Raw genomic sequence first — 15841 nt, 5'->3', positions numbered from 1 at the left:
ACATTACGTTAGCTCGCTAACTATTGAAACATCAGGCGAGTTTGGCTTCATAGCCCTCTTCAGTGATCAGATTGATTACTTCCTGCGGCGACAGGCGACTTTCCACGCCGACCTCCTTGGCTGCCAGGTCGACTCTCACACTGGCGGCCGGATCCTGGCTCTGTACCGCTTGTGTCACGGCTCGCACGCAATGGCCGCAGGTCATTCCTTCAACGTTGAATACTTGCATGACATGACTCCTTTAATAACGATGCAAGTAGTGTCGACCTTGCCCCAATGGCAAGGTCAAGCTCTCATAGCAGCAAGCCGGGCTGGTATTCGCAGGCGCTGTCGGCCAAGCTGCGAGCATCCACGATTGGAAACTCGGAGAATTCACCATGCGCTGGTCGATTTTTGGCCTTGCCGGCCTGATGAGTCTGCTCGCCACCGCCCCAATGGCCCGTGCCGCCGAAGACTATGCGGTGCTGATCATTTCCAGGGAGCGCCTGGAAGTCCCCACCAACTGCGAAATTGGCTTGTACGTAAATGACCAATTGGCCGGGCGACTGTTTCAGGAGCAGGCCACCTCGTTCAACTTCCCCGAAGGCCGGGTCTCGCTGCGTCTCAAGCTGTTGCCGGGCCAAGCGCCAGGATGCCTGCCCGGCATGCTGGCGCCCAAGGCGCAAGAGATCGATTTGAAACCCGGGGATGTGCGCAAGTTGCGCATTGCCCAAGGCACCGACGGGATGTACCTCAAGCCGACGAAGCTGGGTTACTGAAACATTGAACTGAGTCCTTGACCTTACCCCAAGGTCAAGGTTGATCCTAGGGGCAACGTCTCCGGGAGTACTGCCCATGAATATCGGTCAAGCAGCCCTTCAAAGCGGCTTGAGCGCCAAGATGATTCGCTACTACGAATCCATCAACCTGCTCAAACCGGCCCTTCGCAGCGACAGCGGTTATCGCCTGTACGGTGCCGACGACTTGCACACCCTGGCATTTATCAAGCGCTCGCGGGACCTGGGATTTTCACTGGAGGAAGTCGGGAAATTGCTGCAATTGTGGCAAGACCGACAGAGGGCCAGTGCCGACGTCAAGGCGCTGGCTCGCCAGCATGTTGATGAGCTGAATCAGAAGATCCGCGAATTGGGGCAACTGCGCGATACCCTGCAGGAGCTGGTAGAGGATTGTCAGGGCGATCACCGGCCAGACTGCCCGATTCTCAAGGAATTGGCATCTGGCGGGTGTTGCCGTTGATGAGTCTTGCCGGGCTAACTTATGCGTTCGCCCGGCAACCTGAGGCCGATCATTGCATCCAGGGTGGCGGCGGTTCTTCTGCCGTTTTGCCCGGTGGTGCATCGTCCGCCGCGCGTATGGCCTGGCGACGCTCTTCGTCCAACCGCGCCGCTTCGATCTCACGCATGACGCTGCCGACATCCGCCGACTCTTCCGGCTCGTCAAACTCACCGGTCAGGGCACTGCCCGGGTGCAGGGTGCCCGCTTCGTAAAGCGCCCACATTTCCTTGGCGTACTTGGTGGTCTTCAATTCCGGAGCGAAACGCCCGAAATAAGCAGCCATGTTGCCCACATCCCGCTCCAACATGGTGAAGGCGTGGTTGTTACCCGCTGCATCCACCGCTTGAGGCAAGTCGATGATGACCGGGCCGGTCGGAGTCAACAGCACGTTGAACTCGGAAAGGTCACCGTGCACCAGGCCGGTACACAACATCAGCACGATCTGGGAGATCAGGAAAGCGTGATACTCACGGGCCTGATCCGGCTCCAGGACCACGTCGTTGAGCCGGGGTGCCGCGTCGCCGTATTCATCAGCCACCAGTTCCATCAGCAACACGCCTTCAAGGAAGTCGTAAGGCTGGGGAACCCGCACACCTGCACCGGCCAGGCGAAACAGCGCTGCCACTTCGGCGTTCTGCCAGGCATCTTCGGTTTCTTTCTTGCCGAACTTGGAGCCCTTGGCCATGGCCCGGGCCTGCCGGCTATTGCGGACCTTGCGTCCTTCCTGGTATTCGGACGCCTGACGAAAACTTCGTTTATTCGCCTCCTTGTAGACCTTGGCGCAACGTAGCTCGTTGCCGCAGCGCACCACATAAACAGCTGCTTCTTTACCACTCATAAGTGGGCGCAGCACTTCGTCGACCAGACCGTCCTCGATCAGGGGTTCAATGCGTTTAGGAGTCTTCATCAGCTTTTATTGTGGGTCCTTTATTACCAAACACGCGTATGGCACTCGTTATACGGCAATCCTCTCGCCGCGGGGAGAGGATACCGACCTTTGACCAACCTGGAAGGCATCCAATATGCCAGATTTATCTGACAAGACTGCTTTTGCCAACAGTTGTCCTGCAAGAGCGGGGCAATAATAGCCGAGATCAGCGCTCAACAATCGCCGTCACACCCTGACCACCCGCGGCGCAGATCGAAATCAGCCCGCGCCCCCGCCCCGCAGCGTCCAGCAGCTTGGCCATATTGGCGATAATGCGCCCTCCGGTAGCCGCGAATGGATGCCCGGCCGCCAGGGAGCTGCCCTTGACGTTCAAACGACTGCGATCAATCGCGCCCAAGGGCGCATCCAGCCCCAGGCGAGTCTTGCAATAGTCGGCATCTTCCCACGCCTTGAGCGTACACAGCACCTGGGCGGCGAAAGCTTCGTGAATTTCGTAGTAATCGAAGTCTTGCAGTGTCAGGCCATTCCTCGCCAGCAAGCGCGGAACGGCATACACCGGTGCCATCAACAACCCTTCGGCGCCATTGACGAAGTCCACCGCGGCCGCTTCCCCATCCCGCAGATAAGCCAATATCGGCAGGCCCCGCTCCTTGGCCCATGCCTCGCTACCCAACAGCACCAGCGAAGCGCCATCGGTGAGCGGCGTGGAGTTGCCGGCGGTCAGGGTGCCCTTCTCGCCGCGTTCAAACACAGGTTTAAGGCTGGAGAGTTTTTCCAGGGTAAGGTCGGGACGCAGGTTGTTGTCGCGGGTCAAACCGAGAAACGGCGTGAGCAAGTCGTTGTGCCAACCCTCGGCGTAGGCTGCGGCCATTTTCTGGTGGCTCTCCAGGGCCAGCTGGTCCTGTTCGGCGCGAGGGATCTGCCAAGTCTGTGCCATCAGTTCGCAATGCTGGCCCATGGATAAACCGGTACGGGGTTCGCCATTGCGTGGCAGCTCGGGCTTGAGGTGATGGGGGCGAAGTTGTAACAAGACTTTTAGTTTGTCGGCCATGGATTTGCTGCGATTGGCTTGCAGCAAAATATTGCGCAGCCCCTCGTTCACCCCGATAGGTGCATCGGAGGTGGTGTCCACCCCGCCGGCAATCGCGCATTCAATTTGCCCCAGGGCAATCTTGTTGGCCACCAGCAGCGCCGCTTCCAGGCCCGTGCCGCATGCCTGTTGAACATCGTAGGCGGGGGTTTGCGGCGATAACCGCGAGCCCAGGACACATTCGCGGGTCAGGTTGAAATCCCGCGAATGCTTGAGTACCGCACCGGCGGCCACTTCCCCCAGACGCAGGCCATGCAGGTTGTAGCGTTCGATCAACCCTTCCAGGGCTGCGGTCAGCATCGCCTGGTTGCTGGCCGTAGCGTACGGACCATTGGAGCGGGCGAAGGGGATGCGATTACCGCCAATGATCGCGACACGGCGCAACTGAGTCATGGAAAGCTCCCTGAAAGTGGTAGGTGGAATCTTGAGCCTAGCCTAGGCTCAATCGAACGACTTTCATCTATTGATGGTCCACCCTTTGAACCCCAGCAGCCGGAGAGCGTTCCATGTCTGACCGTTATATAGACTTCGCCAACTCAAGCCTCGGCCATCGACTGGTTACCGCCATTGGCCTGCCGGCGCCAGGTCGACTGGAGCGCTGGCAAGCCGGCCGCCTGCGCCCGGTGGACGGCGCCCTGTTGCTGGGCGGCGGCCCATTGGCGGCCAAGGTATTGCCATTTGCCAACAAACTCACCGAAGCGATATTCAGCTACGGTGCCGCCCCCCTGGAGGCCACTGCGTGGATTCCCGGTCATGGTCCCAAACTCAAGGCCGTTGTGTTCGACGCCAGCCATCTTCAGCACACCGACCAACTCAAGCAACTGCGTGAATTCTTCCAGCCGCTGCTGAAAAATCTCGATCACAGCGCCCACGTGGTAATGCTCGGACGAGCGCCGGAATCCATCGGCGACCCGTTCGCCGCCAGCGCCCAGCGTGCCCTCGAAGGCTTCAGCCGTTCGCTGGCCAAAGAACTGCGCAACGGCGGCACCTTGCAGCTGCTGTATGTCGGTGACGGCGCCGAAGACCAGTTGGAAGGTGCGCTGCGATTTTTCCTTTCGCCCAAAAGCGCCTACATCTCGGGCCAGGTGATTCGCCTGAGCGCCTGCGCGACTCAAGTGCATGACTGGACGCGCCCCCTGGCCGGGCTCAAGGCGTTGGTGACCGGTGCCGCCCGTGGCATTGGCGCCTCGATTGCCGAAACCCTGGCCCGCGATGGCGCCGAGATCGTGTTGCTGGACGTGCCACCAGCCAAGGCCGACCTCGATGCATTGGCTGCGCGTCTGGGCGGGCGCAGCATCGCCCTGGATATCTGCGCCGAAGATGCTGCTGCGCAACTGATCGAGCAGTTGCCGGGCGGTATCGACATCGTGGTACACAACGCCGGTATCACCCGGGACAAGACCCTGGCCAACATGACCCCGGAATACTGGGACGCCGTATTGGCGGTCAATCTCAATGCGCCGCAGGTGCTGACCAAAGCCCTGCTCGATAGCGCTACGTTGCACGACAATGGACGCGTGGTGTTGCTGGCATCCATCAGCGGCATTGCCGGCAATCGTGGGCAAACCAACTATGCCGCGAGCAAGGCCGGCTTGATCGGCCTGGCCCAGGCCTGGGCACCGCTGTTGGCCGAACGCGGTATCAGCATCAACGCCGTGGCCCCTGGTTTTATCGAGACCCAAATGACCGCGCACATCCCCTTCGCCCTGCGCGAGGCCGGGCGCCGCATGAGTTCATTGGGCCAGGGCGGCCTGCCCCAGGATGTTGCCGAAGCCGTGGCCTGGCTCGGCCAGCCGGGTTCCGGCGCTGTCAGCGGCCAGGCGCTGCGCGTATGCGGACAAAGTCTGCTGGGGGCCTGAACATGCAATGGCACACGTTGCACCACAGTCCGTCGCTGCCGCCGTTGTATCTGCGCGCAGCCCTCAAGCGCAAAATCACCGGCACCACGCTGCCCGACTCCGGGCTGCGCTGTCCGGTAAACGTAAACCCCAGGGATGTAGCGGCCTATCGTGAAGTCTGCGGCTTTATCGACAGCCCGATGTTGCCGGCCACCTACCCGCACATCCTGGCGTTCGGCCTGCAATTGCAGTTACTGACGGCCAAGGCTTTTCCCTTTCCGCTGCTGGGCCTGGTGCATCTGAGCAACCGCATTCGCATTCTTCGCCCGCTGGGGGCCGTGGGTGAAGTGCAAGTCGGCGTCTACGCACAAAACCTGCAACCCCACGCCAAGGGCGCGACCTTTGACCTGATCACCACAATGGAGGATTCGCTGGGCGCGCTATGGGAAGGCGAGAGCCGCATGCTGTGTCGCGGGGTCAAGCTTGCGGGAGAGCAGGTGGATCAATCCCTGCCAACAATCGACTCGCTCAACGAACTGGCGCGCTGGCAGGCGCCCGCCGATATCGGCCGGCGTTATGCGCGCGTGTCCGGCGATTACAACCCGATTCATTTAAGTGCATTGACCGCCAGGCTGTTCGGTTTCCCCCAGGCCATCGCCCATGGGCTGTGGAGCAAGGCACGCACACTGGCAGCCCTCGACGGGCATTTGCCCAGCGCCAACATCGAGATCGAGGTCGACTTCAGGAAACCCGTGCGTTTGCCCAGCGAGGTGATCCTGGCATGCAGCCCGGCTGGCTCCAGTGGCGAATGGCGGTTGGAAGGGGCAGGCGATATCGAGCATATGGTGGGACGGTGGAGGCCACTCTAGAAACAGCTCGGGGCTAAACGGCTTTGACCTTGCGCACCGGAAAGAGATTGTTCAGCGTATCGATCAAACGCACCAGGTAGATCGGCTTGCGAAACAGGTCCAGTACCTGCAGCCGAAGCATGTCGCTGACGTCATCCATTTCGGCATGACCGGACATGACAATCACCGGCAAGTGCTGGCGCGAGGTGTGTTCGCGCAAGCGCTTGATCAGGGAGATTCCACTTTCCTCGGGCATGCACAGGTCGGTGATGACCAGGGCGATGTCGGGGTGAAGGGTCAGTTCTTGCAACGCGCAGGTGACGCTGGTGGCGGTGAAGCAGACAAATCCCTCATGTTCGAGGGACTCGGCCAATTCCCTAAGTGCGTCCTCTTCGTCGTCCACCAAAAGGATTTGCTGGCGTGGGGACGAAGAGGTCGGCATGCGGCTTACCTGAAATTAGTGGGTTATCCAGTGTGCTTTACGTTCATTCCGCAATGTCAGCTGCCAACGCTGATTCCCGTGACGATTCTACCGAAGAAGCTTGTGATCGCATTACCGAGCGTATTCCCGTAGGTAAGAAGAACCAGAGCAACGATCGATACGATAACGACATACTCAATCGCCGACGCCCCATCCTTGCGCCGAAAAAATTGCTGAGTCTGAATGCAAATTTTAAGTATCAACTCAAGGAACATAAGACTTCTCCCTATGCGCGACTGGCGCCGTATCACGACACGACGCAGTAATTGCGGTGTGCCATCACAGCATTGTCAACAAACCCCGTCTCAACAACTGTAAGAAATCATTAATCACAAAGTACTAGTCGCGGATTTTCTCTCAAAGGCCCGCATCTAGGAGGTTTCCTACATTTGCCAGATAAAAATTCCGATCAGTAATGGCATTTTGTCCTAACTGAACTACCTTCCAATAGCGAAATAGTTAGATGTTCATAGCTGCCTGGTTGCGTAAACCGCCTCGTTGGATACACGGGGCATGTGGTGCAACAGGATAGGGAGAGCCGTCATGAACAGCCGTGTAAGTATGATTCTAGCCGGGTTACTGCTGGTTGCTGCGTTGCTCGCAGGCTATTGGGGTCTGGTCCTGAGTCGACCACCTGAAACAACAGTCGCGCCATTCCAGGCGCCAGCTCCTGTGGAAAATACCGTCGCCGCCGTCGAAGACCAGACCCGCCAAACGGTGGTCGTCCTGGTCCACGATGTCCCCGCCAATATCCCACTCACCGCCGCCGACGTGAGCCTGGAAAAACTGCGCACGGCACCCGCCGGGAGTTATACCAACCTGGACCAGGTCGTCGGTCGCATTCCGTGGCGTGCCTTGCCTGCCGGCACCTGGCTGGACGACACCAGCTTCACCGCCGGCGGGCCGCTGGCACGCATGATCCGCCCAGGTGAGCGAGCCTTGGCCGTAGCTGTCGACGAGGTCATCGGCGCCGGTGGGCAGCTCAGTCCAGGAGACTACGTGGATGTGCTGCTGTTCCTGCGCCAAGAGGCCGGCAACGAGGTGCCTTCGGCACAGATCGTCATCCCCGCCATACGCCTGCTCAGTGTCGGCGATCAATTGGGCCTGACCAACGATGGCAAGGCCGCTGTGCCGCCGCCCGTCACCGCCGAAGAAAAAGCCCAGCAGGCGCAACGCCGCGCCGCGGCACGCACGGTGGTACTGGCGGTGCCGGAGCAACTGCTGAGCCGGTTGATGCTCGCGACCAGCGCCGGCGCCCTGCGCCTGGCTGTACGCAGCGCCGATGAGCAGTTGCTAAGCCGCTACTGGGCCGGCGAAGAAGATGTGCCTGCCAAACTGCAAAGCGCCAATCGCGAACTTTACCAATTTACCCAATTGGCCCTGGGTGGGGCGCCGAAAAAAGTAAGTCAGCCAGGATTCATTGCCAATCCCCAACGCTCCGGCATCGAAGTCATTCGCGGCAACCAAGCGACCCGACAAACACCCTGATTGAGCAAGGATCCGTTGTATGCGCCATCGTTTCGCACCCGTGTTCACTCATATGGCCTGGGCCCTGATGCTGTCCAGCCTGCCCGTCTGCCAGGCATTCGCCGCCTCGGACACTTGCCCTAACCTGGAACCGCTGCCTGCCGCGTTGTCGGTGGGCGAAGGTCTGCAGCACGCACTGCAATCGCCCGTGGCCATTACCCGGTTGGCCATCGGCGACCCGAAGATCGCCGACGTCCACCTCAACGGTGAGCGTGGTTTCTTGTTGACCGGCATCAGCCCCGGAACCACGAGCCTGATGGTCTGGACCCGCTGCGCCACCACGCCCCGCCAGAGCATGGTGTTCGTCAAGGGCAAGGCCACCTCGGCGTTGACCAGCATGGCCCTCTCACCGTCGGACGATCCCACCCTGCCCAGCCAGGTACAGACTGATATTCGCTTTGTCGAAGTCAGCCGAACCAAGCTCAAGGAGGCCAGCACTTCGATCTTTGGTGGTACGCGCAACTTTTTGTTCGGCAGCCCCGGCACCGGCGGCATGAGCCTGCCTCTGGACAACGGCAGCTTTAATATCGGCTTCGGCGGTGGGCGTTTCTCGGCGTTGATCAATGCGCTGGAGCGCAGCGGTTTTGCCTACACCCTGGCACGTCCAAGCCTGGTGGCCATGAGTGGTCAAACCGCGAGCTTTCTCGCCGGGGGTGAAGTCCCGGTGCCGGTCCCCAGCAGTGGCAGCGACACCATCGCCATCGAATACAAGGAGTTCGGTATTCGCCTGACTCTGACCCCCACGGTTATCGACCGTAACCGCATCTCGCTCAAGGTGGCACCGGAAGTCAGCGAGCTGGACTACACCAACGCTGTACGGATCGAAGGGATCGACGTGCCCGCCCTGACTGTGCGCCGCACCGATACCAGCGTGTCCCTGGCCGACGGTGAGAGTTTTGTCATCAGTGGCCTGATCAGCACCAATAACCGTTCGACCATCAGCAAGTTTCCAGGCCTGGGCGACATTCCGATCCTTGGCGCGTTCTTTCGCGAATCCAATATCAGCCGCGAGGAAAAAGAGCTGCTGATGATCGTCACGCCACACTTGGTCCAACCCTTGGCCGCCAATGCGCAACTGCCGTCGTTGCCGGGGGAAAAACTGCGCAATTACGACCCGAACTGGTATCGCCTGTACTTCCTGGAAAACGGCAATTTCGACAGGCGCACGGGGCTTTCGCAATGAGTGACAACCTGAGCCAGACCTTCCTGGCAATTACCCGCAACACCACCGATCTGGAATGGCTTCAGGGCGCACTTGCGCCCTTGGGCCAGGTGGTAAGCGCAGGCGGCGGCAGCCTGGACGAATTGCTGGCGCTGGTGGACGTGACCTTCGCCAGCCTGGTATTCATTGGCCTGGATCGCGAGCATGTAGTGGCCCAGAGCGCGTTGATCGAAGGTGCCCTCGAAGCCAAGCCCATGCTGGCCATCGTCGCCCTCGGCGATGGCATGGACAATCAATTGGTATTGAACGCGATGCGCGCCGGTGCGCGAGACTTCGTCGCCTATGGTTCGCGCTCCAGCGAGGTGGCGGGCCTGGTGCGGCGCCTGGGCAAGCGCTTGCCACCGGTCGCCCAGAACACCCACCTGGGCGGTCTCACCGTGCTGTATGGCACCCAAGGCAATGCCGACGGCGCCTTGCTGGCCAGCCATCTGGCATTGGTCGTGCAAAAAAGCGGGCAACACACTTTGTTGCTGGACCTGGGCTTGCCCCGTGGCGACAGCCTGGCGCTATTGGGGCTGGAAAGTTCGTTCTACTTTGGTGATGCATTGCGCCACTTGCGGCGCCTGGACACTACGCTGATCAACAGTGCGTTCACCGCGACTGCAGAAGGCCTGCGGATCCTTGCCTATTCCAGCGGCGACGATCCCCTGGAGACGACCAGCGCAGCCGAGCTTTTCATGTTGCTCAGCGCTTTGCGCCAACATTTCCAGCATATCGTGGTGAACCTGACCGGGCAGGCGGACAGCGACGCCCTGCGCACCTTCGTCAGCCACTGCGACAAACTGCTGTGGTGTACCGACCAAAATGTGCTGGATTGCCGGCGCAACCTGGTGGTATTGAACACCTGGCGGGAAAAAGGCATGAAGCTCGAGCACGCCCGGCTGCTGGTGGACCGTTACCTCAAAGGCGCGGCGCCGGATGTCGAGGCGCTGGAAAAGAGCTTCGGCCTGCAAGCCATCGCCGTATTGCCGTTCAGCCCCGAGGTACGCCTGAACGCAAAGAACCAGGGGCAAACCCTGTTCGCCCTTTCCCCCCGGGAGAATCTGACCCAAGCCCTGAGAACCCTGGGCGAGCGCCTGGCAAAGCGTTCCGAAGGCCAGGAAAAACCTTCCGCCCGCTGGTTTGAGCGGTTGATGGGGGCCAACAAATGAACAACGAAAGACTCTTCGGCAGCTCCACCCGAGGCGCTACGGACAACGCCAACCACGACGGCCTGAAACTGGTGCTGCATCGCTACATCATCGATGCCATCGAGGAGTCGGGTAAAAACCTGCTGGAAGGCTCTCGCCAGTCCCTGGCGCAATTTATCATCGACAAGGTGGCCGAATACATCACCCGCATGCACCTGGCGATTTCGCGCTATGAAATGGAGCGCCTGGCCGAAGAAATCGTCGACGAACTCACCGGTTTCGGCCCCTTGGAAGTGTTGCTGCGCGACCCCACCGTGACCGAGATCCTGGTCAATGGCCCGCACCGGGTGTTCATCGAACGGGACGGTCTGTTGCATCAAAGTGACCTGCGCTTTATCGATGCCCACCACGTAGAGCGGGTCATGCAGCGGATCCTCGCGCCACTGGGCCGACGCCTGGATGAATCGTCGCCGATGGTCGATGCGCGGCTGCCCGATGGCAGCCGGGTCAACGCGATCATTCCGCCGATTGCCTTGGATGGGCCATGCCTGTCGATTCGAAAGTTTCGCAAGGACATGCTCAAGAGTAGCGACCTGGTGGCGATGCAGACCATCGACCAGGGCATCTTCGATTTTTTCCAGGAGGCGGTGGGCAAGCGCTGCAATATCTTGATCAGCGGCGGCACCGGGACCGGGAAAACCACGTTGCTGAATATCCTCAGCCAGTTGATCAATCCCCATGAACGCCTGGTAACCATTGAAGACGTTGCCGAGCTGCAACTGGGCCACCCGCACGTGGTGCGCCTGGAGACACGCCCGCCCAATGCCGAAGGCCACGGTGAGGTCAAGGCCAGCGACCTGATCCGCAACGCCCTGCGGATGCGCCCGGACCGCATCATTCTCGGCGAGATTCGCGGCGTAGAAGTACTCGACGTGCTGACGGCCATGAATACCGGTCACGACGGCTCCATGAGTACCGTGCATGCCAACAACGCCCAGGATGCCCTGTTGCGCCTGGAAACCCTGGTCGGCCTGACCGGTCGCGTGGTGGCCGAGAAAACCCTGCGGCAGATGATCTGTGCGGCGCTGGATGTGGTGATCCAGCTGACCCGCCTACCCGATGGGCGACGCTGCGTCAGTGAAGTGGTGGAAGTGGTAGGGGTGCGCGATGACGTCTACGTCACCAATACCCTGTTCCGTCTCGACCGGCGCACGGGCTTCGGCTTCGTGCGCGAGGCGATCAACCCCGCAGGTGACAAGCTGCGTCGCGAACCGACGTTGTCTTCTCTTTAGGGACGTGACCATGACCGGCGCCCTCTTGCTGTTCAGCTGTGTGATTCTGATAGGCGTGTCGCTACGACTGTTCCTCAACGGCGTGCGTCAGGCCGAGACCGATCGGGTGCTGGAGCGACTCGCCGAAGGGCAACCCTTGCTGGCGGAGGAGCATGACCATTGGATGGGCCTTGAACGCATGTTTCAGCGCGCCGGGCTGGGAAAACCCACTGACAACCTTGGGTTGTGGCTGACTTTCTGGGCCCTGGCGGCTCTGGTCGGCCTCGTCGTCGGCAGTTGGCCGGGATTGCTGGCGATGATTGTATTGCCGCCTCTGGTCCTGCGCCTTTACATCGCCTGGCGCTATCAACGGCGTTTGCAAAGAATGATCGAGCAGTTGCCACAATTACTCGACCACACCGTGCGCAGCCTCAAGTCCGGTCGGACGTTGGCGGACGCGGTGCTGGGCGCCATCGACACCACTGAAGACCCGCTCAAAAGTGCAATGAGCCGGATCCAGCGCAACGTGCAGATGGGGATCAGCCTGCCGGACTCGGCCAATGACTTTGCCGAATTTTATGAGCGCGACGAGTTTCGCCTGTTCGCCCTGGGTTTAAAGGTCAACCACCGCTACGGTGGCAACGCCAGTGAGTTGCTGGAGAATCTGATCAAGATGATTCGCGAACGGGAACAGGGCGCCCGTCAGCTCAAGGCCATGACCGGTGAAACCCGCATCACCGGCTACGTACTGGCAGGCCTGCCGGTTGCCATGGTGGGCTACTTCATGGCGGCCAATCCCGGTTACTTGATGACCATGTGGAACGATGATTCGGGACGCATCCTGCTGTTCGTGGCCTTGGCCATGGAAGTCACGGGCAGCCTGTGCATGTGGCGCATGTTGCGGAGTATTTGAGATGGTCCTATTGGTCAGCGCTTTATTGTTGCTCGCCGCACTGGTGCTGATCGTCGGCCAATTGCTGGATCGACGCCAGCGCCAGCGCGTGGTTAACCAACGCCTGCAGGGGCACTTGGCCCGGGAAGATAAACTGGGGGCGTTCATGCACCAGTTGGGCAACAGTACGCTGGCCCAGCGCTCGGTCAAACTGGACAACGAAACACAGATACTGCTCAACCGCATCGGCTGGAGAAAAGCCAGCCAGCGCTCGATGTTTGCCGCCTTTCAGATCGGTGTGCCAATCCTGGCTTCCGGGGTGACCGTACTGGTTCAAGAGGCGCTGTTTCCCAAGGTCGAATCCCCCTGGCTGGCGCCGCTGGTAGCACTCGGTATCGGCTATCTGGTACCCAAGCGCATTCTGGTGGCCACCGCTGCCCATCGCCAGCAACGTATCGCCCGGGAAATTTCCACATTCATACCCTTACTGCGCATCCTGTTCGAATCCGGCATGGCCGTCGAACAATCACTACGGGTACTGAGCGTTGAAGCGCAACGCTTGTTGCCTGCCTTGACCCACGAACTGCACCTGATCCTGTCTCGTGTCGACTCCGGCCTGGAGCTGAGCGAGGAACTGGGCAAGACCGCGCGACTGTTGTCCGTGGATGAATTCACCGACACCTGCATCATTCTCCAACAACTGATCCAGCAAGGCGGCGGCGCGATGAAATCCTTGCTGGCGCTCAAACAGCTATTCGATGACCGACGCCTGACCCGCCTGCAGGAGTACATCTCGAAAATGTCCGCCAAGATGTCAGTGGTGATGATGATTTTCCTGTTTCCGGCGTTGATGATTGTCCTTGGGGGGCCGGCGTTCATCGCCATTTCCCGAGCCCTGAGTAATATGTGAGGAGCTGCAGATGAAAAGACTGATCGTCGGCCTGAGCCTGTTGATGCTCGGCGGTTGCGCCACGAACGGCCAGGCTCCGTGGTCATCACTGATGTCCCCCGCCAGTTGTGCCAAACCAGGTTCGGATCAGGAACTGGCACTGAACCTGGCCAATGACATGGCCAACGACGGCAAGCTGCACGCCAGCCTGGCCAATCTGCAAAGCCTGCCTGACACCCTGCCCCAGGTGCGCCAACGCAAAGCCAAGGTTTACCGTTTGCTCGGACGCCCCCAGGCCGAACCGCTGTACCGCAGCCTGCTGGGCACCTGTATGGCCGCCGAAGGCGAGCATGGGCTGGGGCAACTGGCGGTGGCCAAGGGTGACAACGCCCAGGCCCTGATTTATTTGCAACGGGCAGCGCAACTGGCGCCGACCGACGAAAAAATCCGTAATGACCTGGGCGTGGTGTACCTCAACCAACTGCGCCTGGAGGACGCACGCTTTGAATTCCTCACCGCCATGGAGCTCAAGTCCAGCGACACCCTGGCCGCTATCAACCTGGTGACCTTGCTGATCTACCAGGACAACTGGACGCAGGCAGTGCAGGTAGTCGGCCAGGTCAACCTGAGCCCCGAGCAGGTTACCGAGGCCCAGGCCAGGGCCGAGGCACTCAAGGGAATCCGCGCACCAGCAGGCACGGAAAAAGCTCAGGTTGCAGCGGTCACAGACACAGCAACCCCGACAATCAAGTAAGCGGTTCAAGGAGTCGATGATGAAACTTCACTACCTCGCCAGCCTGACGCTGCTGGCCCTGCCCCTGTCGACCCAGGCAATCGAACCCGGGCCCTCCTCGCCCTATCAAGGGCAAACCGAGCGCTGGCTGACATTACAGGCCAGCGGGCAGATGACTTCGCCAACGCCGCAAAAGGCCAGCGCCGCCGAACGCGAACAAGCCATGCGGCGCTTGCTGGAAAGCACCTACCCGATTCCGGAGTTCTTCAAGGCGCAGAGTGCTGGAGGCAAATCAGAAGGCGGCAAGTGATCCGCCCTATTGATCGCTCCCCCTTGCGGGAGCGATCAATGCACCAGTCAGTGCGCCGTTACCCGCTGGCGCAAAGCCGAGCTGTTGGGTGAAAGCGCGAGGGCCAGCTGGGTGCGGTTGTGCATATGGGTCAGGCGCAAGACCTGGGAGACGTAGAGCTTGACCGTGTTTTCGGTAATGCCCAATTCACAGGCGATCTGGTAGTTGGTCTGGCCCTTGCCCACCAGCCGGGCGACGTCCAGTTGCCGTGGTGACAAGGGGTTGAAGATCGCCGGGATCTCCACCCGCGCAGCTTCCTCGGCAGCCTCCTCGTCATCGGTCTGTGAGGGCGCGCTGCGGCGGACTTTATCGATATCCTGATACAAGTCATTGATGGATTCGGAAAGATATTGCAGCTTCTGGTTCAACTGCCCCAGATCCATGTTTTTTTTACGCTCGGCCAGCACCGCTTCCTGACGCTGCAAACCTTCAAGCAACTCGTCGAGGTTGATCGGTTTCTGGTAGTAATCCGAAACTCCCGCACGCAACGCCTTGATCACATCCTGCTTGTCTGCGCGCCCGGTCAGCATGATGGCTTCAAACACCCGCTGTTTGCCGGCGACCTTTTGCATCGCCTGGACCAGTTCAATCCCATCCATGCCCGGCATATACAGGTCACACAGCACCAGGCCTATCTGCCCATCGTCAGTGAAGCATTGCAGGGCCTGCTGGCTGGACTCACAAGGGACACAACTGTAACCACTGCCTTCGAGAAACTCGCAGAGCTCCTCTACGATCAATGGCTGGTCGTCAACCACGAGGACTTTTACCTGAGACTTAAGCTTATTCACGCGCTACTCCATGCCTGGCAAGCCAAAGATTGACCCATCCATTCCAAATAACTTTCCTACAAGCCTTCGTCATTAAACGTAGACGTACTTTCCGACTATGTACATAGCGATATAGGCAGGACCTGGCTAATGGATCCAAAACCATGCAAGGGAAAATCCAACCCACAGAAAAGGGGCGAAAGGCAGTTTTTTTGACGGATCGAACACAAGATAACCAAGGCGTTTTCTAACGTCATGATTCACATGCCGTAATAGCCAGGGCGAAGCCAACAGCCAGAGGATACTGGCCCCTCCTGCGCCAACCAGAGACCACAGCACGTAGGTCGAATTGGAGCCGAGCGCCAACGCCCCCAGCATCTTCACATCCCCCGCCCCCAGGCGGCCGAGAGCATAGCCTGGCAATGTGAGCAACAGCGCCAACCCCAAGGCCCATAAACCTTCGCCCCCGGATGCGCCCAACCATGTCGTGCCGCTCCACAACAGGTAGATCAGGGCCAGCAGGGCCGCACCCAACGTCAGGCGATTGGCAATCTGGCGCTGTCGAGCATCCTGCAACGCACATAACGCCAACCAGAAAAACACCACGAGGCCTTGAATCACGTAAAAACCGTCCCTT

At 59.9% G+C, this 15841-nt stretch carries 19 protein-coding genes; 12 read left to right on the top strand and 7 right to left on the bottom strand.

Annotation, left to right across the window (positions count from 1 at the left end; genetic code table 11):
* Window positions 1–31 precede the first annotated feature (31 nt).
* Entirely contained in the window at window positions 32–229 is a 198-nt protein-coding gene (locus tag OQ460_RS03225; protein WP_410020470.1) for a heavy-metal-associated domain-containing protein, read from the bottom strand.
* A 148-nt stretch (window positions 230–377) separates the two neighbouring features.
* On the opposite strand from OQ460_RS03225, the gene OQ460_RS03220 reads away from it, so the two are divergent.
* Window positions 378–758 carry a hypothetical protein gene (locus OQ460_RS03220; RefSeq protein WP_410020469.1) on the top strand — a complete coding sequence of 127 codons (381 nt, stop codon included), beginning with the start codon at window positions 378–380 and terminating at the stop codon, window positions 756–758.
* Window positions 759–834: 76 nt separating this feature from the next.
* A complete protein-coding gene (gene cueR / locus OQ460_RS03215; RefSeq protein ID WP_410020468.1) occupies window positions 835–1236 on the top strand; it encodes a Cu(I)-responsive transcriptional regulator in 402 nt (133 codons plus the stop codon).
* Between the two features lie 49 nt (window positions 1237–1285).
* On the opposite strand, the gene OQ460_RS03210 is transcribed toward cueR, so the two are convergent.
* Together OQ460_RS03210 and OQ460_RS03205 are read right to left on the bottom strand one after the other, a co-directional pair.
* Window positions 1286–2182, bottom strand: a complete 897-nt coding sequence (locus OQ460_RS03210; RefSeq protein WP_410020467.1) for a PA4780 family RIO1-like protein kinase — start codon at window positions 2180–2182, stop codon at window positions 1286–1288.
* Between the two features lie 187 nt (window positions 2183–2369).
* Window positions 2370–3647: an acetyl-CoA C-acetyltransferase gene (locus OQ460_RS03205; protein ID WP_410020466.1), complete on the bottom strand. Its 1278-nt coding sequence runs from the start codon at window positions 3645–3647 to the stop codon at window positions 2370–2372.
* A gap of 113 nt (window positions 3648–3760) precedes the next feature.
* On the opposite strand from OQ460_RS03205, the gene OQ460_RS03200 reads away from it, so the two are divergent.
* Window positions 3761–5113: a 3-oxoacyl-ACP reductase gene (locus OQ460_RS03200; protein WP_410020465.1), complete on the top strand. Its 1353-nt coding sequence runs from the start codon at window positions 3761–3763 to the stop codon at window positions 5111–5113.
* A gap of 2 nt (window positions 5114–5115) precedes the next feature.
* Window positions 5116–5961, top strand: coding sequence for a MaoC family dehydratase (locus OQ460_RS03195; protein WP_410020464.1), 846 nt, complete (start codon window positions 5116–5118; stop codon window positions 5959–5961).
* A gap of 13 nt (window positions 5962–5974) precedes the next feature.
* Here the strand turns inward: OQ460_RS03195 and OQ460_RS03190 are convergent, their stop codons facing one another.
* Both OQ460_RS03190 and OQ460_RS03185 read right to left on the bottom strand, forming a co-directional pair.
* Window positions 5975–6382, bottom strand: a complete 408-nt coding sequence (locus OQ460_RS03190) for a response regulator (RefSeq protein WP_410020463.1) — start codon at window positions 6380–6382, stop codon at window positions 5975–5977.
* Between the two features lie 56 nt (window positions 6383–6438).
* Complete coding sequence (locus OQ460_RS03185; protein WP_410020462.1) at window positions 6439–6636, bottom strand: Flp family type IVb pilin; 198 nt, start codon at window positions 6634–6636, stop codon at window positions 6439–6441.
* Between the two features lie 328 nt (window positions 6637–6964).
* On the opposite strand from OQ460_RS03185, the gene cpaB reads away from it, so the two are divergent.
* Genes cpaB through OQ460_RS03145 form a run of 8 tightly spaced genes read left to right on the top strand, consistent with a single transcriptional unit; the run spans window position 6965 to window position 14395 of the window.
* The gene (gene cpaB / locus OQ460_RS03180; RefSeq protein ID WP_410020461.1) at window positions 6965–7909 is read left to right on the top strand and encodes a Flp pilus assembly protein CpaB; all 945 of its coding nucleotides are present in this window, start codon (window positions 6965–6967) and stop codon (window positions 7907–7909) included.
* 19 nt (window positions 7910–7928) lie between these two features.
* The gene (locus tag OQ460_RS03175) at window positions 7929–9131 is read left to right on the top strand and encodes a type II and III secretion system protein family protein (RefSeq protein ID WP_410020460.1); all 1203 of its coding nucleotides are present in this window, start codon (window positions 7929–7931) and stop codon (window positions 9129–9131) included.
* A complete protein-coding gene (locus OQ460_RS03170) occupies window positions 9128–10321 on the top strand; it encodes an AAA family ATPase (RefSeq protein ID WP_410020459.1) in 1194 nt (397 codons plus the stop codon). Before OQ460_RS03175 ends, OQ460_RS03170 begins: the two co-directional genes overlap by 4 nt.
* Complete coding sequence (locus OQ460_RS03165) at window positions 10318–11592, top strand: CpaF family protein (RefSeq protein ID WP_410020458.1); 1275 nt, start codon at window positions 10318–10320, stop codon at window positions 11590–11592. Before OQ460_RS03170 ends, OQ460_RS03165 begins: the two co-directional genes overlap by 4 nt.
* 10 nt (window positions 11593–11602) lie before the next feature.
* Entirely contained in the window at window positions 11603–12484 is an 882-nt protein-coding gene (locus OQ460_RS03160) for a type II secretion system F family protein (RefSeq protein ID WP_410020457.1), read from the top strand.
* Between the two features lies 1 nt (window position 12485).
* Window positions 12486–13373, top strand: a complete 888-nt coding sequence (locus OQ460_RS03155) for a type II secretion system F family protein (RefSeq protein ID WP_410020456.1) — start codon at window positions 12486–12488, stop codon at window positions 13371–13373.
* Window positions 13374–13383: 10 nt separating this feature from the next.
* Window positions 13384–14106, top strand: a complete 723-nt coding sequence (locus OQ460_RS03150) for a tetratricopeptide repeat protein (protein WP_410020455.1) — start codon at window positions 13384–13386, stop codon at window positions 14104–14106.
* Between the two features lie 19 nt (window positions 14107–14125).
* A complete protein-coding gene (locus tag OQ460_RS03145) occupies window positions 14126–14395 on the top strand; it encodes a DUF3613 domain-containing protein (RefSeq protein WP_410020454.1) in 270 nt (89 codons plus the stop codon).
* A gap of 47 nt (window positions 14396–14442) precedes the next feature.
* Here OQ460_RS03145 and OQ460_RS03140 read toward each other — a convergent pair whose 3' ends face one another.
* Together OQ460_RS03140 and OQ460_RS03135 are read right to left on the bottom strand one after the other, a co-directional pair.
* Window positions 14443–15225 (bottom strand): response regulator, encoded by a 783-nt coding sequence (locus OQ460_RS03140; RefSeq protein ID WP_410020453.1) that lies wholly within the window; start codon window positions 15223–15225, stop codon window positions 14443–14445.
* A 126-nt stretch (window positions 15226–15351) separates the two neighbouring features.
* Window positions 15352–15825, bottom strand: coding sequence for a prepilin peptidase (locus OQ460_RS03135; RefSeq protein ID WP_410020452.1), 474 nt, complete (start codon window positions 15823–15825; stop codon window positions 15352–15354).
* Between the last annotated feature and the right edge of the window lie 16 nt (window positions 15826–15841).

The sequence above is a fragment of the Pseudomonas imrae genome, from assembly GCF_046352735.2.
In the GTDB taxonomy this organism is placed as follows: domain Bacteria; phylum Pseudomonadota; class Gammaproteobacteria; order Pseudomonadales; family Pseudomonadaceae; genus Aquipseudomonas; species Aquipseudomonas imrae.
Note: the sequence above shows the minus strand (reverse complement) of the source record. Positions and strands in the feature narration are given on the sequence as shown.